The 21,112-nt window shown below is 60.2% G+C and carries 20 protein-coding genes; 16 read left to right on the plus strand and 4 right to left on the minus strand.

The genetic code is table 11. From position 1 onward, the window contains the following. Positions 1-1,009 precede the first annotated feature (1,009 nt). Positions 1,010-2,062, plus strand: coding sequence for a DUF2778 domain-containing protein (locus MFF55_RS24260; protein ID WP_373874865.1), 1,053 nt, complete (start codon positions 1,010-1,012; stop codon positions 2,060-2,062). A gap of 230 nt (positions 2,063-2,292) precedes the next feature. Here the strand turns inward: MFF55_RS24260 and MFF55_RS24265 are convergent, their stop codons facing one another. The 3 genes from MFF55_RS24265 to MFF55_RS24275 all read right to left on the minus strand — a co-directional run bounded on the left by MFF55_RS24265 (position 2,293) and on the right by MFF55_RS24275 (position 4,553). Further along, positions 2,293-3,291 carry a glycosyltransferase family 2 protein gene (locus MFF55_RS24265; RefSeq protein WP_238246684.1) on the minus strand — a complete coding sequence of 333 codons (999 nt, stop codon included), beginning with the start codon at positions 3,289-3,291 and terminating at the stop codon, positions 2,293-2,295. A gap of 26 nt (positions 3,292-3,317) precedes the next feature. Beyond that, complete coding sequence (locus MFF55_RS24270; RefSeq protein WP_238246685.1) at positions 3,318-3,914, minus strand: Ros/MucR family transcriptional regulator; 597 nt, start codon at positions 3,912-3,914, stop codon at positions 3,318-3,320. Between the two features lie 63 nt (positions 3,915-3,977). After that, positions 3,978-4,553, minus strand: coding sequence for a hypothetical protein (locus MFF55_RS24275; RefSeq protein ID WP_238246686.1), 576 nt, complete (start codon positions 4,551-4,553; stop codon positions 3,978-3,980). A gap of 736 nt (positions 4,554-5,289) precedes the next feature. On the opposite strand from MFF55_RS24275, the gene MFF55_RS24280 reads away from it, so the two are divergent. Together MFF55_RS24280 and MFF55_RS26920 are read left to right on the plus strand one after the other, a co-directional pair. Further along, positions 5,290-5,850, plus strand: coding sequence for a hypothetical protein (locus tag MFF55_RS24280; protein WP_238246687.1), 561 nt, complete (start codon positions 5,290-5,292; stop codon positions 5,848-5,850). A 155-nt stretch (positions 5,851-6,005) separates the two neighbouring features. Then, positions 6,006-6,140, plus strand: coding sequence for a hypothetical protein (locus MFF55_RS26920; protein WP_283206795.1), 135 nt, complete (start codon positions 6,006-6,008; stop codon positions 6,138-6,140). Positions 6,141-6,419: 279 nt separating this feature from the next. On the opposite strand, the gene MFF55_RS24285 is transcribed toward MFF55_RS26920, so the two are convergent. After that, on the minus strand, positions 6,420-6,626 hold the full coding sequence (locus tag MFF55_RS24285; RefSeq protein ID WP_238246688.1) for a DUF6494 family protein: 207 nt from the start codon (positions 6,624-6,626) through the stop codon (positions 6,420-6,422). A 304-nt stretch (positions 6,627-6,930) separates the two neighbouring features. On the opposite strand from MFF55_RS24285, the gene MFF55_RS24290 reads away from it, so the two are divergent. The 13 genes from MFF55_RS24290 (at position 6,931) to MFF55_RS24350 (ending at position 20,294) form a co-directional block, all read left to right on the plus strand. Next, the gene (locus tag MFF55_RS24290) at positions 6,931-7,626 is read left to right on the plus strand and encodes a L,D-transpeptidase (protein ID WP_283206796.1); all 696 of its coding nucleotides are present in this window, start codon (positions 6,931-6,933) and stop codon (positions 7,624-7,626) included. A gap of 104 nt (positions 7,627-7,730) precedes the next feature. Further along, entirely contained in the window at positions 7,731-8,234 is a 504-nt protein-coding gene (locus tag MFF55_RS24295; protein ID WP_238246689.1) for a MerR family transcriptional regulator, read from the plus strand. Positions 8,235-8,534: 300 nt separating this feature from the next. Then, entirely contained in the window at positions 8,535-8,807 is a 273-nt protein-coding gene (locus tag MFF55_RS24300; protein WP_238246690.1) for a hypothetical protein, read from the plus strand. A gap of 315 nt (positions 8,808-9,122) precedes the next feature. Continuing rightward, on the plus strand, positions 9,123-11,129 hold the full coding sequence (locus MFF55_RS24305) for a putative bifunctional diguanylate cyclase/phosphodiesterase (protein WP_238246691.1): 2,007 nt from the start codon (positions 9,123-9,125) through the stop codon (positions 11,127-11,129). Between the two features lie 579 nt (positions 11,130-11,708). Next, positions 11,709-12,197, plus strand: a complete 489-nt coding sequence (locus MFF55_RS24310) for an Hsp20 family protein (RefSeq protein ID WP_238246692.1) — start codon at positions 11,709-11,711, stop codon at positions 12,195-12,197. Positions 12,198-12,289: 92 nt separating this feature from the next. Continuing rightward, a complete protein-coding gene (locus tag MFF55_RS24315; RefSeq protein WP_238246693.1) occupies positions 12,290-12,799 on the plus strand; it encodes an Hsp20/alpha crystallin family protein in 510 nt (169 codons plus the stop codon). A gap of 109 nt (positions 12,800-12,908) precedes the next feature. Beyond that, on the plus strand, positions 12,909-13,313 hold the full coding sequence (locus MFF55_RS24320) for a hypothetical protein (RefSeq protein WP_238246694.1): 405 nt from the start codon (positions 12,909-12,911) through the stop codon (positions 13,311-13,313). Positions 13,314-13,329: 16 nt separating this feature from the next. After that, entirely contained in the window at positions 13,330-13,674 is a 345-nt protein-coding gene (locus tag MFF55_RS24325; protein WP_238246695.1) for a hypothetical protein, read from the plus strand. Between the two features lie 425 nt (positions 13,675-14,099). Continuing rightward, positions 14,100-15,341 (plus strand): efflux RND transporter periplasmic adaptor subunit, encoded by a 1,242-nt coding sequence (locus tag MFF55_RS24330; protein WP_238246696.1) that lies wholly within the window; start codon positions 14,100-14,102, stop codon positions 15,339-15,341. Positions 15,342-15,627: 286 nt separating this feature from the next. Continuing rightward, positions 15,628-16,089: a phosphate-starvation-inducible PsiE family protein gene (locus MFF55_RS24335; RefSeq protein WP_238246699.1), complete on the plus strand. Its 462-nt coding sequence runs from the start codon at positions 15,628-15,630 to the stop codon at positions 16,087-16,089. Between the two features lie 208 nt (positions 16,090-16,297). Next, on the plus strand, positions 16,298-17,332 hold the full coding sequence (locus MFF55_RS24340; protein ID WP_238246700.1) for a sensor histidine kinase: 1,035 nt from the start codon (positions 16,298-16,300) through the stop codon (positions 17,330-17,332). A 426-nt stretch (positions 17,333-17,758) separates the two neighbouring features. Beyond that, entirely contained in the window at positions 17,759-19,261 is a 1,503-nt protein-coding gene (locus MFF55_RS24345) for an ATPase domain-containing protein (protein ID WP_238246697.1), read from the plus strand. Continuing rightward, complete coding sequence (locus tag MFF55_RS24350) at positions 19,254-20,294, plus strand: sensor histidine kinase (protein WP_238246701.1); 1,041 nt, start codon at positions 19,254-19,256, stop codon at positions 20,292-20,294. The genes MFF55_RS24345 and MFF55_RS24350 overlap by 8 nt, the downstream gene beginning before the upstream one ends. Positions 20,295-21,112: the final 818 nt, after the last annotated feature.

Consider the following 21,112-nt stretch of genomic DNA (forward strand, 5'->3'; position numbering starts at 1 on the left):
GGATCGACGGGATCGATTCTGCCAGCCAAGCAGGCGGGCAGCGGACGTGCATCCCAGATTGCTGTTCCGGCTAGAGCAAGGGTGACCAGCACCAGGGGCGCCGCCATCAGAAGGCCGATGCGGTGCGGGGACATCACGATGCGGATCATCGCTCCAACCTTCCCGGCTTCGTTAAACCGACCGGCGGCATGTCAATGCCGCATAGCTTTGGACCGATCCGCTACCCGCCAGGATTCTCATAAGCCGCTTGTCTCAGAAGAGCGAGCAGCAGGTGCCGTGCTCGCAATGATGCAGAGATTCAAATACATTCGAGACTTTAAAGTGAGGACAGCCGCTAAGTGGACCTATAGAAATTTCACGATGAGTGCAAAGCGGATTTAGACTGCTAGTCCCGAAGCAGACGTTCAGCTTTCGGCTCAACTCGGCATTGCGAGTCTACTTGCGCTGCCCTCGCAGTCGGACGTTCGCTGTTTTGCCATTCGGGAGTTTGTTGCGCCAGCTCTGCGCTGGGGCGTCGGCGAGTTGCTGCGTGATCCAGGCTTGCGCCTCGTCGAGGTCCGCGAAGGTGGGCGGCTTCAGGAGGGTGATCGCCGCGTCCGGCCGCACTCGTCACTGGGCTACCACCCACCTGCGCCCGTCACCTACCCGGATCGGCCTTTCCGGCTGCCCATGGCAGCGGCCATGCAGTAGCCTCTCAATCGGCTCAGTCCAAAATACCGGTCATGTCAAACCTGGCCGCCAAATCACCTAATTGATCTCAGATCGACCATACCTCTGCCTAACAAACGCCGGCGAAATTGTTCGTCATACGCCCGCCCAATCGGGTTCGGTGATGCTTTTCTCGCAGTTCAATCACACTCTTATGCGGATCGTGATCGCGGGCGGGCATCGTTTGTGAACGAGCAGCGCCCACATGATCCAGGCTAACCGGTCATCAAACGCTTCAACAGCGCTTACTCGCCGCACTGCCTGGCACAACGCCGGTTTGCTCGCAGCTACGCTCGTTACGATGTTGGGAATTGTTATTCCTGGCGATGTCCTAACATCGAACACGGCATCCCCCTCTGATGCTCTGCAAAGGGTATCGACAGCCTCGCCGGCGGCCTTCGGCGGACAAAATGGAATCGCCGCTGCTCCAAGGCTCGCCAGAGATGGCGTAACTCCAGCGCCTAAATCGCCCATTATTCCTGAAGTACTTAAACCGTTGCAAAGCGAGCTCCTTGCGACGGAAGAGATGCCAGTGGTGAGCGTCGAAAGGCACACTTCCCTCGCGCAGAATGAGGCGGTTCAACCACCCGCTCCGCGAGCTACTCTGCAGGTGCAGACCGTACCGCTGCCCGTGCCAAGGCCGCCGGAGTTCCGGGATTCAACCGCTTCAGTGCCGTCACGCAGGTCAGGGCGAAGTGATTCGCGTCGCGCCTTTGCTGCGACACCGCCAGCTACGACCGAGGACAATCGGTCCTTTCTAGAAAAGCTATTTGGAATTGAGCAGTCCCCAAAGCCGGCTCTGGCCTACGCTGCCCTGCAAAGTAATACCCTCGACATGCCGCGTGCGCGTCTCAGCACCCTGCCCAATCCCTCCGTGGGTGCCGGAACCGCCGTCTACGACATCACCGCACGCGTTGTTACCTTGCCTAACGGCGAGAGACTGGAGGCCCACTCCGGTCTCGGCGACAGCATGGACAACCCGCGTTACGTCAACTTGCGAATGCGCGGCTCGACTCCGCCAGGCACATACGAGTTGACTGAACGCGAGCAGCCCTTCCACGGGGTGCGCGCTCTGCGTCTAAATCCTATTGGCGGAAGCGCTGCCATTCACGGCCGGACGGGCCTGCTTGCTCATACCTATCTGCTCGGGCCAAGCGGCGCTTCGAATGGCTGCGTATCCTTCAAGAACTACGACAGGTTCCTTGAGGCCTATCTGCGAGGTGAGGTTCAACGTCTTGTCGTGGTGCCCGGGCAAGGGCTCGACGTCCTTCCTGTTATCGCTGAGAACCGGGTTCGACCAATTGAGCGTTCATCCCGCCGCAGCAGTAATGTGAAAATTGCGACGCTACCCTGAGTTCATCCTTGGAATGCGCTATTCAGTAATCTTCACATGGCTTGCACTGAGATTGGGCCGGCCCAATCGTATCTGCTGCGTAAGCCTGCCACGATCCTAAAGGCTTTGACTCGCCCGTTGTGCTGTCTTGAGCTCGCGTTGAAGCAGCAAAGTCGCAACGTTATCGTGAACACATTCCTAGATTGGTTTCGGCCATAACACATTTCGCGCTTGTTGGATCGACGGAAGGGTTAAGTCGATGTCCCCGAGACAAGGCTTGTGATGTCTGGCCGCCTCTGGAGAAGCTTCTGCCAATGATCGGGACTTTCCGCGCGAAGCAGTTCGGCACTCCTGAGAGCACGCGGCCGGTCATTACTATTCAGGCGATCTTCGATGTTCTCCACGACACAATCGAGGAAGATTTCAGTCAATCGCTGGAGTCCGCAATGGTACGCCGCTTCGGATGCGGGATCTCCGGCGACCAGCGACCATTGACGGGAGTAGACGGCGCGAATGCTGTGCAGCATGCGCTCCCCATCCCGCGATGAGCTCGTGCTGTATCGTCGATAACGCGTTACCGCAGGAGCTTGGTAGCAGCAGGCTGCGTAGCGATATGCGGCTCGCAGGTAGAAGTCGAGATCGTCAGCACCCCAGGGATTGCGGAACCCTCCCACGGCCTCAACAACCTCGCGGCGGAACATGACTGCGGAGGGTGGGATGATGTACCAGTCGAATCGCAGCAGCGGCAGATAGATCTGCATTTCCCGTGGGGGAGGCGGCACCTGCCACGTCACGGGCTCGCCCTCGTAGGTCATCTCCTCGCGGGGCCCCACGGCAAAGCCGGCATCAGGGCAATTCTCAAGCGCATTGATTCCCGTCGCTAATGCGCAGGGAAGCAGTTGATCGTCCGCATCAAGAAAGATCAGGTACTGCCCACGGCTGCGAGCAATACCAGTATTGCGGGCAATAGCTGGTCCTGCGTTTTCCCGCTGTAGGTATGTAACATGTCGATGCGCATGTGCAATTTGCGCAACAGGCAACGATGATCCGTCATCGACCAGGATGACTTCATAGTCTCTGTAAGACTGCGCTGAAACTGATGCCAGAGTTTCTTCGAGCAAATCTGCCTGGCTCGGCGTAGAGAGATGGCAGGGGATGATAATGGAAACGACAGGAGGGTGAGTCAAAGCATCTGCTCGCACCGGAGTACCGAAAGCACAATTTCCTGGCGCCGCGTCAGACGCAGCCAAAGCAGGCCTCCGAAGCGCAAATTGCTTCAGGTCTCGTCTGGCAAGCCGTCATCCTCGAACGGCTCACGGACAAGCTCGACTGCCTCTTCATCCGCATCCTCAAACGCCAGGGCAGCCGAATCGGCGGGTATGGACGGCTCACTGGAGGGCGCCTCATTCGGTTCCTCCGTCAACCTTTCATTCCCTGCAGGGGCCTTCGCTGATTGGGCGTGACGGGCATGACCTGCCAGCCCACGCAGAATCGCTCCCTGCGAGCGCTGATCCGAGGACGCACGAGCAATCATCAGGTAGTCCACTGGCAGACCCCACTTGAGCCGGTACGCCTCAGGCGTCAGTCCTCGTGCCGTGAGATGCCGTTTAAGTGCCTTGTACCGTCTGCCATCCTCAAAACTGACAAGGTACTCTGGCGTAATCGAGCGCTTGATGTCCTGGGCCGTCGCCTTGATCTGTGGCAGCAGGGCGACCTCGGAGCCTTGAACTGTCTTCAGATCAACCAGCGTGCGGTGCACCGAGCCGATCAAGTCACCCAGAGTATCTGCACGAACATGATTGTTGCGAAGATAGGCCGAGACGACCTCGACAGTGAGACCCATGAACTGACCGCGTTCCGTCTCGTCCGACATCCGTGCCCCGCACTGTGGTGACTTACCACCCTGGGCATAGCGGGCTGCATACGCAGCGCAAGCCTACCAGCACACGCTTGGCAAACGCCGCTTCCAAAACTCGCCACGACGAAGCTTCTGGATAGGTTGTTCCCGCCCTCGGCGAACCTCTCTCATTGCAGATATGATTTTCAGCGGCCCTTGTTCACGCGAGAGATCGAGAGGAGGGGAAACGACTTCGACCTGCGTTTCTTGATCGTCTTGATCCAGCGTCTTCATCCTACCCACAGCAGCCACTGGGCGGTCGGAAAGGGCTGTAACCGACTGCACCTTCTTGGCTGTCATTGTCCGGCGGGTACGTGGTGTGTTGCGTTCCTCCTGCTGCTCATCCTGCTGCGGCGAGCTTGGAACGTACATAGGGATTAGGCTTGGCAGTACGCGCCTCGTCGGCAGCGGAGTCGAAGCGGACGCTTTGGCATCAAGCGCATACGGCTTGTTGGGTTCGCAAGTGACCACAGCCGGGGCCTCAACAAGCGCCGTGCCTCGCCACAACACGTTGCTGGTATGCGATGGTCTGGCGTTGTTGATTGAAGATGAGACAGGTGTACGGGTGCGTTTGATCTCGACCACGACGGGTCGCGCGCTCTGACGGCGCTTCATGCTGTAATCCTGAATGACGGGCTGAAATGGCGTGCACCAACTGTGCAGGCTTCATGTGGGACAACTTAGCCGGCTTGTCCAGTCTGCCTGCATGTAAGTTAAAGAAATGTCATCTGCCAACCTCGCGTGGGGTGGCCAAGGCTAAGCGTTCAATCGAAAGCGCGTATAACCCTCAACCGAATCGGAGCTTATGAGGCGCACGCTTCCTTCGCAGCCGCACACCATAGTGTTGAGGCGGCTTCCTTCTTGCCGTTCACCTTTCCGGGGCAAGCCTCGAAGGCTCGGCGTAACGACGAGACGTGGCATCAGTCCTAATCTGACTCTAGATGAATTCGTCGGACAGGACCGCATCCTCTCCACGCCTGCCTTGGCTCACTCTAACCTGATTGAGGATCGTGTGCCGCGGTTTTGGATAGTTACAGCTCGGATGCGTCAAATCGCGCCCTCCTTAGTCTCGCCCGCTTTTGAGAGCTGGTGATGGAAAGTTCCTTTGAAGTGATTTAGCAGCGACCCATCGAAAAGGTCTGTATACACACATGATCAAAGTCATTATTGCTATTTTCTCAGTATTTTTTGTGCTTAAATTGACATTTATTACGAAAATGCTACTATTTACTGTTCGGCGTGTTAGTAGATATGCGCTCATGATGAAGAATAAGATATAGTCAAGCTTATGCTGTTGTGAACAACAACTGATGTAAAAAGCGTATATGTTCTTTTTAGGAAAGTATTGAAGGTGAATGAAATCAAGTTTATTGCTGGAACTTGTGGTAAGGGTGCAGGTACCTACGAGTCCGGCCTCTTCAAAATGCCAGAGGGCGGGCAGCGTGCTGTCGAGACTCTGTCCGACCTCGAGATTCACGGCGATGTCGCCCCGGAAGCCCACTGGGTTGGTCAGATCGCGAGCGGCCTCAAAGGCGTGCTCACCTCCTCTGTGAAGATCGCCGGACCGCTCAGTCTAGCTGCAAGTGCTGTAGGCGCTGGTCTGAACTCGCTGAACGAGGGAGCTCGCCCCCGTGCCGTCATCAACGCGGTCTTCGAGGATGGCTCAATGATGATCGCGCTGGTCGATCTTGGCTTGGCAAATTTGATCCAAAACGATCGCGAAGTCATTCGACGTGCGCTCCTCCGCGCAGGGCACTTACCGCAGAGAACGCATGACGTCTCAGAAGGCGCAGACACAGCTCCAAGCCTCACTGCTCAGGCTGCAGAGGTCATTCACGAGGCGAGCGATGCGGCAAGTGCTGCCCTGTCCTCAGCGATCGGTATGTTCAAGCGGCCAAGCTCAAGCTCTTAGTGAGATTTTTTAAATCCCAATTCTCCTCTCTAGCTGGAGCTTGGCTTCATCCAGCGTCGCTTCTGCGTCTCGCCGCGCATGCCGTCACATCGCGCTTTTTCGTCTGGAACAGCAGCGCCTCATGCGGCGTTGCAGCCCCAATCCGAACAGCCAAGGTGGATGACATGAACAGCAATGAGGAAGCAAAGACGTTGATCAGCGGCCCGAATTTGGGTCAGGCAAGCGTCGGGTTCGCTCTGTCGCTGGTCACGCTGGTGAGCTGTGTCGTTGCACTCGGAATGGCTGCATGAACGACCTGCTTTGAGCCCAGCACAGGCTTGTCACGCTGAGCGAGTATTTGCCTACTAGCCGTGCAAAGCGATGTCGCTGCGACCAGGCGCGTGCCTGAAAGTGAATGAACCCGCTTCGCCTAAGCTGCTAGTAGCGGCAGACATCTGCGCTCAACGTGACAGGCATCCCAGCAAGCAATCAGTCCCAGCAACGTGACAAGCCTCCCAGAGAAGCCGTTGCGGGTAATCTGAGGCAAGACGCTGAGCAGGTACACTAATCTTATTTCTGATTGCGTTCGCTTACGTTCCCGGCGTTTCACCGAGCGAGATCGTCCGCTCAATGACATGCTCCAGTGACGCGTTCTCTGCCGTCAGCGTCATGCGCAGCCTAAGCTCGCCGCCCTGCACCAAACCCTCGCGTGCAACGCGCTCAATCTCGCGCTGCGAGGTGACCCCAACCTCTTTCAGGAACTTGCGCAGGTCGATGTTGAAGCGGTCCTCATCCATGATGCCTCCTCCGTCCCGTTTTTCAGCTTCTCAATTCGTGAGCCATGGAAGGTGGTGCTCGCCAGACCGTTTCATAGGTCATCCGTGAATTTAGGGGCCAGGCACATATCTCGATCACCCCGCCGCCAACTCTTGGGGACCACGTGGCGGAAGCAAAAGCGGCACGCCTGCAGGGGCACGCTCATCGGAACTTGCTCACCGCGCCGGTCCAGCTAATCTGCCGCGACCCGCCGCGTCGAAGATCCCTATGCGCCCACTCTCACTCGTTCTGATGTCGAGCATGTGGCTGTGGATCGCGCCGCCGATGTCCGCTTGGGCTGACGTCGTAATCCGCATCGACAAGGTGGGTCAGCGGATGTCGGTCTCTGTGAACGGTCAGCAACTCCACGCTTGGCCGATCTCAAGCGGTACCGCAGGCTACGACACGCCGAGCGGTTCGTTTCGGCCGCTTCGCACAGAACGGACGCACTTCTCACGGGAGTGGGACAATGCTCCGATGCCTTACTCAATCTTCTTCACGCCCGGTGGCCACGCGATCCACGGGACAAACCAAGTGCGCCAGCTTGGTCTTCCTGCCTCGCACGGCTGTGTGCGCTTAGCACCGCGACATGCAGCAACACTCTTTGCCCTTGTTCGAGCGGAAGGGCTGGCGAGCACGCAGGTGGTCGTGGAGGGCGACGACGTAGGATTAGGCAATCAAGTCGGTGCGAGCATCGGTGTCGACCCGTTCGCAGCACTCCAGCGATCCGCACGAGCCCGATCCAAGTGGCAGGCGGAGCAACTCACTGCTCTGGGTGCCACCCCTGCTGTTTCAGCGGCAAGCACCAAGGAAAGCGGTTCTACACCGGTCCCGTCAGCGCCCGCTTCCGTAGCGCCATCCTTAGCGCCAGCTGGATCACCTGCTTCGACAACGCCCCAGGAGATCGACCGAGACGCGGTCATAACGCGTCTTCTGAGTGGTGGGACGCAAGCAGCAAAAGCGATCTGTACCCAGTGCTGAGCATTGCCGGCTTTAAGCGCCAGTGTTTCCCCGAGATGCCGTTCGTTGAGCCTCTGATTAGATGAGGGACGCTCCGACCTGACGCTGCCAGTCAGGAGGTCATTATGAGTATTTCGATCAATGCGCTCTCGCGACAAACCCAGATCAAGGTTCCCACGATCCGGTATTACGAGCGAAGTGGCATTCTACCGGTTCCAGCACGCACCAAAGCGGGATGTCGAACCTATACTACTGACGATGTTGCACGCTTGCGCTTTGTCCATTTCGGGCGATCAGTGGGAATGAGAATTGGCGAGGTTGGCGCTGTCCTTGAGATGGTTGCCGAGGGCAATTGCGAGCAACTCGACGTGATGGTCGCGTTCACGCGCGAGCGCATGGTGGCTCTCGGCGCCTTGTGTGAGCGGCTTAACGAACTCTCTTCCTCGATCCGTGCGGGCGAGCTCAACGAGTCAGACGTTCTGAGCCGTCTCGCTGCTTTAGCTGTTTCTCGAGGTGCGCCGGTGGAAGTTGCCGAAGCAGCACCACTGATTGGTCGGGAGGACGAGGAGCTGCAGACTGGGTCAAAAATGCCAGTCACAAAAAGGAAGCGCGCAAAGTCTCTACGGTAAAGATGGCGGGATCCCCGAATACAGGCCTTGTAGAATGAGGCGTCGTGGTTGCTGCTTATGGTTGGCTTATGCTGCCACGGATGTGAACGCAATACTCACATCGTCCAAAAAGGCGATCGTTATAGCAATCGCGGTTGCGGCAGGAATGCGCCATGAGCGGAAGTCGGGCCGACGCCCGGGAGCCGACATTCGGATCCGTGAGGCTGACCGTCCGGTGTCGACCCGTAGCCGACATCATCGTTCACGGATCGGAAGGCGCCGTGAGTTACATCATCATCCCTGCGAGGCGAGGGACCCAAAGTGGTTGAAGCGATCTTTGGCTTCCTCGCCCGCCTCATTTGGTGGGTGCTAATTGAATGGATCGGCTACTGGACCGGACGAGCGGCGATAACGGCCCTCTCGCTCGGTCGCTTAGATGTCGCTGACTTTGAGCACTACAACCATAAATCCTTCAAACCGATTTATTACTATGGGATGCAACGGGTCGTTTCCTCTTGGGCAGCAATCATTTTTGGACAGTTACTGTGGTTTGGGGCTTTCGTCGGTTTCGCAGTCTATCTTAAACTACGCTAGGTGCTACGTCCGCTTCCCACCCTACTCGGACTCTGAAAGTGTCCGCTTCCTGGCATCCTGATGAGCCAGATACCTATGACCGAAACGGGTGAATTACGGCGGCCTGCTTTGAGGTAGACGCGCTGCAATGGTACTCTGACTTGAGAAAAAGACTTAATCTCAATCGATTTACATCGATGATTAGATCTGTTTGTTAATATTTAGATCGCTCGCAGATCTAGCTGTTTAGTTATCAGGCATCATGCAAATTTTCTGGGCTGTAAGGACATCCTAATAATTTTGCCCTGACATTCAGCAGTTATGTGAGAAAACTGAATGTCCTGGTCTATCGTCAAACAATCCATGCGTGCAGCGCGCCGTGTCGTGCTTCTTGCATTCACGGGCGCCTCCCTCATTGTTGGGACGCTCGTCGTCGAACGCCTCGTGTTCCAGCATCTCTACGCCGCTGCGGCTCAGAAAGTCGTACGAGCCGAGGAGCTCACCGGCCAGATCCTGCTGCTCGACGAGCGTCTGACAATGTCCGCCAATATGGCTGCCGGGACCGGTGAAGAACGCTGGATCACGCGCTACGAGGCTAACATCTCGCCTATGGATGAGGCCATCAACGCCGCCACCGAACTCGCGCCGAGTGACGTCGCGGCACGCTTTGACGCCGAGACACGTGTGGCAAACGATCTCCTTGTCGAGCTGGAGCGTCAGTCCTTCGCTCTGGTCCGGGAGGGAACGCTGTCGCAGGCCCGAGCGCTCCTCGATGGTCAGGCCTACGCCGAGCAGAAGTCGATCCTGGCCGCGGGCACCGCTCGGTTCACGGCAAGCCTCGTCACGGCGATGGAGGCGAATCTCGCCTCCGTTCGCATGCACGCGATCGTGCTCGTTGGTTTGCTCACGATCGGGGGCTTCGGGCTTCTCTGGTTCCTGCTCACCCGAAGCCTGACACGCTCGGAGGCAGCCTTTGTCCAAGCCGAGCGGCATATCCACGATCTCGCCATGCACGATGCCCTCACGGATCTCGCCAATCGGCGCGGCTTCACCGGCGCGCTGGATACGGCTGTCGCCGAGGCGAGGACGTCAGGAAGAACACTGACGCTTCTGACCCTCGATCTCGACCGCTTCAAGCCCATCAATGATCTCTACGGACATGGTGCAGGCGATGCAGTCCTGCGCGAAGTCGCCGCGCGGTTGACTCGGCTCGTTCCGGCAGGCGGCACTGCAGCTCGGCTCGGGGGCGACGAGTTCGCGGTGCTGCTCACGCAAACGGCGATCGAAGATGTGTCAGGGGTATCCCGGCGGATCGCCGATGCGCTGCACGAACCCATCCGGAGCGCCACGCTGCCCAATCCCGTTCAGATCGGCGTCAGCATCGGCATTGCGAGCCACCCATCCGACGCAGCTGACGCGACAACTTTGCTGACGCATGCGGATCTAGCGCTATACCGGGCCAAGAACGAAGGGCGCGGGAGCATCCGCGAGTTCGAGCCGGGCATGGTCCTGGAAACACGCGAGCGAGGCGCTATCGAGATCGAGGTCGGCCGTGCGATCGCCGATGGTCAGATCGTTCCCCACTTCCAGCCCCTCGTCGACTTACGGACCCAGCAGGTCATCGGCTTCGAAGTCTTGGCTCGCTGGCCTCATCCCGAGCGCGGAATGATTGGCCCAGATGTCTTCATCCCAATCGCGCAGCGAGCAGGTCTGATCACGGACCTGACCCTCTCCATTCTGCGTCAAGCTTGCCAGGTGGCCGCGCGGTGGTCGGTTCCCCTGCCAATCGCGCTCAACATCGCTCCCGAGCAGCTCCAGGATCGCTGGCTTCCCGAAAAGCTGCTGGGCGTGCTCGCCGAGCAAGGCTTCCCGGCGGGGCGATTGGAGATCGAGATCACCGAAAATGCCCTTGTTGCCGATTTCGAAACCGCGCGGCGCGTGATTGCCTCACTCAAGAATCAGGGTGTGCGCATTGCGCTCGATGACTTTGGCTCAGGCTGCTCCAGCCTCTCGCACCTGTCACAACTGCCCATCGACAAGATCAAGATCGACCGCTCGTTTGTGAAAAGCATCACGACGCACCCGCAGAGCGCGACGATCGTGAGCGCCATCATTGGGCTGAGTCGCTCCCTGTCGATGACGACGATCGCGGAAGGCATCGAGGAGCCTGCCCTCGTCGACCATCTTCTCACTCTCGGCTGTGATCTGGGCCAAGGCTTCCTCTTCTCCCGACCACTCTGCGCCCAGGACACAGGTATCCTTGTGCAGAACTTGGCCGACGTATGTGGCGAGCCCGACGGCAGGGCAACCGACAACGATCGGGGTCTCCGGCTTTATGCATAATCGGACAGTGTCGCGGCCCCGCCATCACCGTAGTGGCTTCAGGCGGAGTCGCATGTCGACTCATGCGTCCGACCCATTGTGGAAGTCCGGCTCGTGACGACTTTGCGCCATGAGAGGAAGTCGGGTCGACGCCCGGAAGCTGACATTCAGATTCGTAAGGCCGACCGTCCGATGTCGACCCTTTTCGGACCCTACAAGCGTCCGCTTCCAGGCAGCCAGATAGAACGGATGCGTATGACCAGAACGGGTGGAAAACTGTCGGTCCATTCCGGAATGTAGGCCCGAAAGCGGGCGCTTCTTCCGAGGGAACGATACCTCGCTTTCCGCCACGAGAAGATTCTGTCTCGCTACTTAGCCGTAGTTTGCTGCCGAGACAGTAGTACGTGGATCCTGAGTCGAGCATTGGCAGGAGTGCCCATCAAGCCCTCCGAACATACCTTCAAAAATTCATCTGACTCATGGGAACTGAGTCATCGTTGAGACGTTACGCGCGTGCGAGGCCGATGATGCTCGCATGCACCGACGCCGACGAGGGTTCGGCGTCGCTTGTAGTCACGTTGCTCAACGGAGGATGTGGTTATGAGAACTTACGACGTTTCTCCTCTTTATCGCTCCTCGGTCGGCTTCGACCGATTGTTCGACCTGCTGACGCAGGCTGAGCGACTTGAACCAACCAACGCCTGGCCGCCCTACAACATCGAGAAGGCGGGGGATGATCAGTATCGCATCACCATGGCCGTGGCAGGCTTCACCGCTGACGAGATCGAACTCACACAGCACGACACCACCCTCTGGGTCGCTGGCCAGAAGAAGGGTCAGGAGGGCGAGCGCCAGTACCTGCACCGTGGCATTGCGGCGCGTACGTTCCGTCAGAGCTTCAATCTCGCCGAGCACGTGAAGGTGACGGGCGCCGCGCTGGAGAACGGACTACTGACCGTCGAGCTCAAGCGTGAGGTGCCGGAGGCGCTGAAGCCCCGTCGCATCGCGATCGGCGCGGCGAGCGAGCCGGCAGCTCTGGGGCAGGACAACGCACCTGCTCAGATCGAGCAGGCGGCCAAGGCCGCTTAAGCGTTGGTCGCCTCGGGCGACCAAATCTCTCGCAAGCACAACCGCTTGCGAGGGAGGTCGCACGACTTCAAGCATGCTGATGGAGATGAGCCATGAGTGTGAGAGATCTGATCCCGTGGGGCCGCAGCACGAACACACCGGTGCCGAGCGCAGTGCGCACCGAGCCCGTGAGCCCCTTCCTGACGCTTCACCGCGAGATGAACCGGCTGTTCGACGATGTCTTCAGCGGCTTTGGCGGCATACCCACCGCCGCAGGCCGCAGCCTTGCCTGGCCGAGCGTCGAGATGGTCGAGGCCGAGGGTGGCCTGCGCGTCTCGGCCGAGCTTCCGGGTATGGACGAGAAGGACGTCGAACTCCTGATCGATGACGATGTCCTGACGCTTCGTGGTGAGAAGCGCGCGGAGGCGACGGACAAGGAGCGCGGCTACTCGGAGCGCAGCTACGGCCGCTTCGAGCGTGTCATCGCCCTCCCGTTCGCGGTGGAGTCGGACAAGGTCGAGGCCTCGTTCAAGAACGGCGTGCTCAGCGTGACGCTGCCACGCTCGGCCAAGGCGCCTGAGCGGGGGCGGCGCATTCCGATCAATGGAGCGAAGCCGCACTGAGCGGGGCACTAACGGCAAGATCGATGAACTGAACGCATGACATCGCGGCCGGCGCTGACCGAAGGGTAGCGGCGGCCGCCCGTCCTTTGCTCATCATGAGGAGGGTCACATGCAGCAGATTGAGACAACTCTCGAACACCTCGGTCCGACTGCCGCGGCCACGCTTCAGCCGTGCGCGGTGAGCCCCTTCGAGGCGTTGATCGCGCCCGGAGATGTCTTCCGGCGTCCGCACGAGGTGCTGACGCATCCGGGCCTGTCCGTACCTGAGAAGCGCGCCATCCTAGCGTCCTGGGCGTCCGATGCACGATCTGTGGAGTCCGATCCGGCCCTGCGCTGCCTGTCAGGATCTAAGGCCGAGCCAGTACCCGTCGACGAAGTACTGGACGCGTTGTTGGCACTGGACGACGAGAAGCTGCTTTGGACGAGAACAGAAGCGCCGAAGCAGCACTCGCGGGCAGCATTCGGGGTGCGCTGGCCACGCAGTCCAGCCTCCAAGAAACATAGCATCAACTGAGGTAAGGAGGTGCGCGATGGCGACGTTCCACCTCAAGGATAGGTATGGCGCACTGTTTCATCTGCGGCGAAAGCGGATCAGGCTGCTGGCCCTAGGCACAAGCACGGCAGTGCTGGTGGATTGGCTGCTGTCCGCAGGCCTGTGCGTTGGCCTTGCTGCGCTGATGCCGGCGCCAGTCACGATCGTGGCCCTTGCGACCCTGCTCTCCCTGGTTGGCTACATCTGGCTTGCTCTTGCGATCACGCAGGCGGGTCCGCCCGCCAGCAGTCCGCACCTGACCGCCTGGGACGCAGCGCTGCTGTCCTTCGTGGCCAGCTTCAGCGTTCAGACTGGGGCACAACTTGGAGCGTTCAGCACCTGATCAGGTTGATGGCGTGAGAGGTAAACAGGACCGAGTGCGTGATCGGTATCGGACGCAACAACCCGGCTGTCGTGGTCAATCCTGCGCCTTGGCTCAGGTAATCACAAGCGCTCGTCCAACAGCGCAAGCGTCCAGGCAGCTGCCATCCCGCTCCTGCAGCAAGACTTGGAGCTTGCCGCAGCCTGATCATGGGAGTGGTGATCCACCTTTTTGCTTTCGATTGAATTTCTCTGATCTGATTACAACGAGATTGACGATGATGACAGTGGTCGTACTCACAAGTGTTGCCACAGGCGGTCTCGTAACGATGGCTACTCCAGCCCTCCTTCTTGCCCTTATCAATCTACGTTTTCCGCCCAGACATTGGCTTCGCGCGCCGGATCCCGCTTGAACTGCTTTCCTTGAATTGAAGTCCAAGTGTCAGGATGCTGCCTCGTTGTACCATTCTAGCAATGTTTGCCGTCATGCTCTCGGCCTGTCGTCCGGAGCAGCAGGCCGGCACACCAGTGTCCGTACCACCGCCCGAGGTCAGCGTCGTCACGGTCGAGGCTCAGCCGATCCCGTATATCAGGACACTGCCCGGCCGCGTGGCACCGCTTCGGATCGCAGAGGTGCGCTCCCGTGTGTCGGGGCTCATCGTCAAGCGCTTGTTCGAGCAGGGTGCTCAGGTCAAAGAGGGTGACATCCTCTACAAGATTGACCCAGCTCCCTATGAGGTCGAGGTCGCCCGAAGCGAGGCGGAAGTCACCCGAGCCGAAGCAAGCTTCACCCTGGCAACCCAGCAGGCGGAACGGGTGGAGGCGCTCCTCTCGCGCCAGACCGCGAGCCAGGCACAGTACGACGCGGCCTACGCCGCGCAGAAGCAGGCGGAGGCTGAAGTGGCCGCCGCCCGAGCGGCGCGCGATCGGGCCAAGCTCAACCTCGGCTACACGGACGTGCGAGCCCCGATTTCCGGGCGGATCGGCCGAGCGCTGCTGACGGAAGGCAATCTCATTGAGCAAGGTAGCGGGCAGGTGTTCGCCACGATCCAACAGCTTGATCCGATCTACGTCGACATCACGCAATCGGTCGGCGAAGTGCAGAGGCTCCGTCGGGATCTGGCCAGGGGTGAACTCGCAGGGCCTGCGAATGACGTTGCCGACGTGCAGCTCATCATGGATGACGGTGCGGTGTATGGCTCGCCCGGTAAGCTCCTGTTCTCCGAGGTGACCGCCGATCCAAGCACCGGCCAGGTCACCCTGCGTGTTCTGTTCCCCAACCCTCAAGACGAGCTCTTTCCCGGCATGTATGTCCGAGCTCGTCTCAAGCAGGGCGTCGATGTGGATGCCATCGCGGTGCCACAACAGGCCATTCACCGGACCAACGAGGGCAAGGCCGAGGTCTGGGTCGTGCGCGAGGGGGACAGGGTCATGCTCCAGCCCGTGGAGGTCGGCCCTGTCGTGGACCACAACTGGATTGTCCGCGAAGGTCTCAAGTCCGGTGATCGCGTCATCGTGGAGGGCTTTCAGAAGATCAGTCCGGGTTCCATCGTCAGACCCGCGGAATGGAGGCCGGAGCATGCGCGGGATCTCAAGCTGAATCAGCGTGAGCGCCTCGATTCCGACGAACGTGACCGGCGCTTCAGGATGGTTGATGCGAACACGGCGGATCGCGCCCAGCGCCCCTAGGACTTCGCTTGAGGGGTGACTGGAGCGCGCACGAGGCTCCCTCTCCATCACCCTCCATGCAGCAGTGGTTCCGGCCCGGATCGCAAAGGCGGGTTCTGATGCGCGTCTTGGGTGCGAGCTTTGGGAAACCAGGGTTTCCAAAGGGAGAGGACCATCGTTCTCGCTGATCAAAGCCAGGCAAGGAGTCTGCAGCGTGGATCAATCGACGAGTGAGGCTGCAGGCAACCTGCCTCCTACCAAGAGCCGCTTCTCCTTCTCACGGCCTGTCTCAGCGGCGGCAGACACGTTGCGGGACACGCGCAAGGCCTGGCCGGGCCTGAGCTTCTACGAGCGCTTCGAGGAGGTGGTCGTGGTGGTTCTGACCGGGCTCATCGGGCTCGTGATCATCGCGGCCATGATCAACCTCTGCTTTCGCGTCGTGCTTCTGGTCATCTTCGGCCTGCTCGACCCGGCCGAGCACAGCGTCTTCCAAGCTGTCTTCGGCATGATCTTCACGGTTCTCATCGCGCTGGAGTTCAACCACTCGATCCTGAGCGTGCTGCACCGTCAGGAGAGCATCATCCAGCTGCGCACCGTCATCCTGATCGCGATGCTCGCGCTAGCCCGCAAGTTCATCATCCTAGATGCCAGCAAAACCGAGCCGCTGATCATCATCGGGCTGGCTGCCGCCGTCCTGGCACTTGGGGCCGTGCACTGGCTGGTGCGCGATCAAGATCGCAAGGACACGCAGCAGAGGAGCGACAGCTGACGTTGGGCACTGCTGGACTGAACAGGTTTGGGTGGTGTCACAGTTTGAGAACGGCGAGAAGGTTGCTTTCGCGTTTCGCACGGACAAGCTTGGGCATTGCCGTCATGCTGCCGAGGCGGGGCGCACTCTCCGTCTCCATGATATGTCACCGCCGGGTGCGCTTCCGCGAGATGGGACTTGCCGACCGTCCATGATCGACCCCAACGCGATGCCAAGTTCTGGTTCGACGCCGCGAGGTTGGTACTGGACGCCGCTACGTGCCACCGCCCGGCTGCGCGCGCATCCCTGGCTGGGTGAGGTCATCGCCGTCAGCGCGGCCGGGGCAGCGCTGGCGCTGCGCTTCTCGCTGAATCACGTCCTACCCGCGGGCTTTCCCTACCTGACCTTCTTCCCCGCCGTGATCCTGACGACCTTCTTCCTCGGCCTGCGGCCGGGCATTACCTGCGCGGTCCTGGGCGGGATCGCCTCGTGGTACTTTTTCCTGACGCCGGTCGACAGCTTCGGCATCGACGGCCAGGCCGCCCTGGCGCTGGTCTTCTACGCCTTCATCGTGAGCGCCGACATCGCCCTGATCCACATCATGCACGAGGCCGGTGAGCGCCTCTCCCGGGAACGAGAAGTGTCGGCCGACCTGTACGAGCAGCAGCGCACCATGTTCCAGGAACTCCAGCACCGCGTCGCCAACAACATGCAGTTCGTGGCGGCCCTGCTGCACCTCCAAAAGCGCAAGGTCGGCAACGACCCCGCCGCGGCGCTCGCCGCCCTCGATGATGCCCGAGTGCGGCTGGAGACCATCTCGCGCATCCATCGCCGCCTCTACGACCCAACCAACATCGAGCGTCCGGTCGGCCGGTACCTCCAGGAACTCTGCGCCGACCTTCTCGACGCGACGGGGGCGCAGAACATCGTCTGCCTCGTGGACGTCCCGGCTATCCGCTTCGACCTCACGCGGCTGACCACCCTGTCGCTGCTGGTCGTCGAGGTCGTCACCAACGCCCTGAAGCATGCCTTTGCGCCGGGCGAACGCGGGACGGTGACGGTTCGGCTTGAGCAGCTCGATCCCAGCCGTCTCAGGTTGACCATCGCGGACGATGGGCGTAGCATTCTGGCGGACTTCGACCCATCGACGAGCAAGAGCCTGGGATTCCGGATCTCGCAAGGTCTGGCGGCCCAACTCGGCGGGGCGATGAGCTACGCGGGAGGAGTCGGGACGACCGTGACCGTCGACTTCGCTGTCGGATGAACCCATATTGGCAGGGCCACGAAGCCTTCAATCCGGGCAAGTCCCGTGAGGTGTCCCCATTTTCCAAAAAGGCGAGCGCCGCCATAGCCGTGTGGCAGGAGGGCTGGGAGGCCGGCGACCTTGTCCAGCGGCGGGCTGAGGAGCGCAAAGCCCAGGTCGCTGAGCGGAGCCAACCAAACAACTGATTGGCGGCAGAACCCACCACTACCGGGCGCAGGTTTCCGTTCCACCAAGGCAACGACCCGAGTGAAAGGCTGAGCCCTGACGCAGCATCGTGGTGCGACAGCCAAATGATCGCCGATCAAGAAGGGGTGATCTGCTACCCGATCGCCCTACCTCATGACCTCGTGTACGCCAGCGCGCAGACCGCGCCCGACCAACTTGCCTCGGGCTGCCGACCGAAACAGACATGACATAGCAGGCAATATGGGACCCATCGAAGGGGATGCGGCATCGATCCCGACCGGAGTAGAGGGCCTCGATCACCTCATCGCAGGAGGTTACGCCTCCAATCGCGCTCACCTCGTCGAAGGGCGGCCCGGCTCAGGCAAGACAACGCTGGCCATGCAGTTCTTGCTAGCGGGTGTCGAGCGCGGTGAGCGCTGCCTATACATCACGCTGTCCGAGAGTAAGCGTGAGCTACTCAACGTGGCATCGCGCCATGGCTGGTCACTCGACGGGATCGAAATCGTCGAGGTGGTACCTCCTGAACTGAATTTCGACCCCAAGCAGCAGCAGAGTCTCGTCCACACCTCCGACCTTGAACTCGGCGAGGCCATCCGGATGTCGATGGCCGAGATCGAGCGTTTCAAGCCTAACCTCGTCGTCTTCGACAGCTTGTCCGAGATACGCCTCCTCTCGCAGGGTTCGCTTCGTTACCGTCGTCAGGTTCACGCCCTTCGCAGCTTCCTCCTCGTGCAGGACACTACGGCCATCCTGCTCGATGATCTGACCGCAGAGGCGGACGACCTCAACCTGCACAGTCTCAGCCATGCTGTGATCCGGCTGGAGCAACTGGCACCACTCTATGGTGGCGAGCGCCGCCGCCTTCGGGTCATCAAGATGCGCGGCACCGACTTCCGTGGCGGCTACCACGACTACGTGATCAAGCGCGGCGGCCTCATCGTCTATCCCCGTCTGGTTGCAGCCGACCATCCGCATGAGTTCAAGGAGCTTCGCAACAGCAGCAGCAGCGCCGAACTCAATGCGCTCGTTGGCGGCGGGCTGGATGCTGGCACCAGCACGATGCTGATTGGCCCGTCAGGCGTCGGCAAGTCGAGCGTCGCTCTGACCTTTCTGACAGCAGCAATTGCTCGCGGCGAGAAGGCGCTCATCCTCAGCTTCGATGAAACGATAAGCGTCCTCCTCAGGCGGGCCAGCGGGCTCGGCATGCCGCTGGAGGCTCACGTCGAGGCAGGCAGCCTCCGCGTCGAGCAAATCGATCCAGCTGAGGTATCCCCCGGCGAGCTTGCTGCGATGGTGCAGGAGGCGGTCGAAGGCGAGGAGCGGCGATTGGTCGTGATCGACTCACTGACCGGCTACCACAACGCCATGCCCGAGGAGAACCATTTGCTCCTCCAGATGCATGAGTTGCTGACCTACCTGAACAATCAGGGTGTGACGACCCTGCTGATCCTGGCGCAGCACGGCATGATCGGGCAGATGGGCTCGACCGTCGATCTCACGTACCTCAGCGACACCATCCTGCTGTTCCGAACCTTTGAGGCTGAGGGTCGGCTGCGGCGCGCGATTTCTGTCGTGAAGAAGCGCACGGGTGGTCACGAGGATTCCATTCGGGAGCTTCGGATCGATTCGACGGGTATCCGCGTTGGTGAGCCACTGCGAAGCTTCCGCGGTGTAATGACGGGGGTCCCGACGTTTGAGGGTGAGCCCGCGACGCTGCTCCCAAGCCACGGCGATGATGATTGAAGCTGACGCGACGGTTCTCGTACTTGCGCCGGTCGGGCGCGATGCAGAGGTAGCCTCTGCCATCCTCGCCGAAGAGCAAATTGCCTCGCGGCCCTGCGGTTCACTCCTGGAATTGGTGGGGTCGCTCGACTCGGCCTGTGGTGCCGTGATTACCGAGGAAGCGTTGCTCGCCTCAAACCGGCAGGTGCTGGCGGATTGGATCGCGCGTCAGCCGCCCTGGTCAGACTTCCCCTTCATCCTGCTCACGATGCGTGGCGCGGTGCCAGACCAGCGTCTGACCGACATGCTCGGGAACGTGAGCTTGTTGGAGCGGCCGTTCCATCCGGCGACGTTGATCATGGCGGTTCGCTTCGCGTTGCGTGCACGTCGGCGTCAGCGCGAGGCAGAAACCTTTCTCGCTGAGCGGGAGCGCACGACGGAGCGACAGACCCTGCTCATTCGAGAGCTTCACCACCGGGTGAAGAACACCCTGGCGACCGTTCAAGCGCTACTGGGGGCGTCTGCGCGCACAGCGACGAGCGTCGATGCCTTCTATGCCTCGTTCTCGGCGAGGGTGATCTCGCTTGCCAAGACGCACAATCTGCTCACCGAGGATTATTGGCAGCAAGCTCCGCTGCGCGAGATGCTGGTCAACGAGCTAGGCCCCTACAATGACGTTCAGGGCACTCGCATTCAGCTAGAGGGACCGAAGGTCGAACTGTTGGGTGATCTTGCGGTCCCGACGGGCATGGCCATCCATGAACTGACGACCAATGCCGCGAAGCATGGAGCCTTGTCAGTCCCGGAGGGACGCATCGAGGTCGAGTGGGATGTGAAGCGCTTGCAGGACAAGCGCTACCTGCAATTGGATTGGCGCGAACATGGTGGCCCGCCAACCCAGCCGCCCAAACGGAAGGGTTTTGGGTCAACGCTGCTTCATCGGGTGCTGAAGGTACAGTGCGACGCGGAGATCGCCTTCGACTTCCGCCCATCCGGCCTACATTTTCGAATGGAAGCGCCGATACCAGACACTCGCTCAGTTCCTGCGTACTGACCGACTGCAACAGGTGGGTATTGAGCGTCTGATAGCCAGCAGCACCGCACCCGCATCGCGGCCGCAGAGGACTGCTGGTTGGGAAACAGGCCCCACCGTTAAGTCATTTGCCCACGCCTCAATGTGACGCGACTGACATTGCACGAGGCTAAGGCAAAAACCGCCAATTTGGCTGTATGGAATCATACACTCAGGCGCGTGGCCAGGGTCGGGCATGCAGGAAGTGTTGATTGATGGTAGTCCACTCGGCACCGCCAGCCGCCGTCATAGTGGTGGAGGACGACATCCTCGTGCGCATGGTCGCGGCTGACATCCTCGTGGATGCCGGCTTTCGGGTTGTCGAGGCGCGCAACGCACAGGAGGCGAGTCGCGGCACCAGAGCGTCGCGGGTCCGGTTCGTTCCTGATCGAGCATGGGCTCGCTGGCGCGGTTGGAGGGGAAGTGGAACTTATGTTTCTTCCGAGCGGGGTGCACTGCACCCTTGTCGCACCGCTGGCCGAGTTCATGGCGGAGGAATGACGGCATTCGTTCGAACTTCGGTCACCCTGTTCCGATCTACTCGTGGGTAATCGTTCACAGCAGCCGTACCGTCTTGATGTGCTTTATCGGGACGAGCATTTGGTGCGGCGCAGGGCCCGCCTGAAAATCCTTACGTATTCAACTGCTTGAGGCGGATAAGGCTAGCGCGTCAATCCTGACTGGGGGCTTCCTGCCCACGTCGTTGTCAGGCGGGAGCGAGTGCAAGCGTCCACACGCCCCATCGCACCCAGAGCCCATCGCTGATACACCTTGCGTTGGGCGACTTGGCGCGCCGTGGC

This window comes from Methylobacterium iners (genome assembly GCF_022179305.1).
Lineage (GTDB): Bacteria > Pseudomonadota > Alphaproteobacteria > Rhizobiales > Beijerinckiaceae > Methylobacterium > Methylobacterium iners.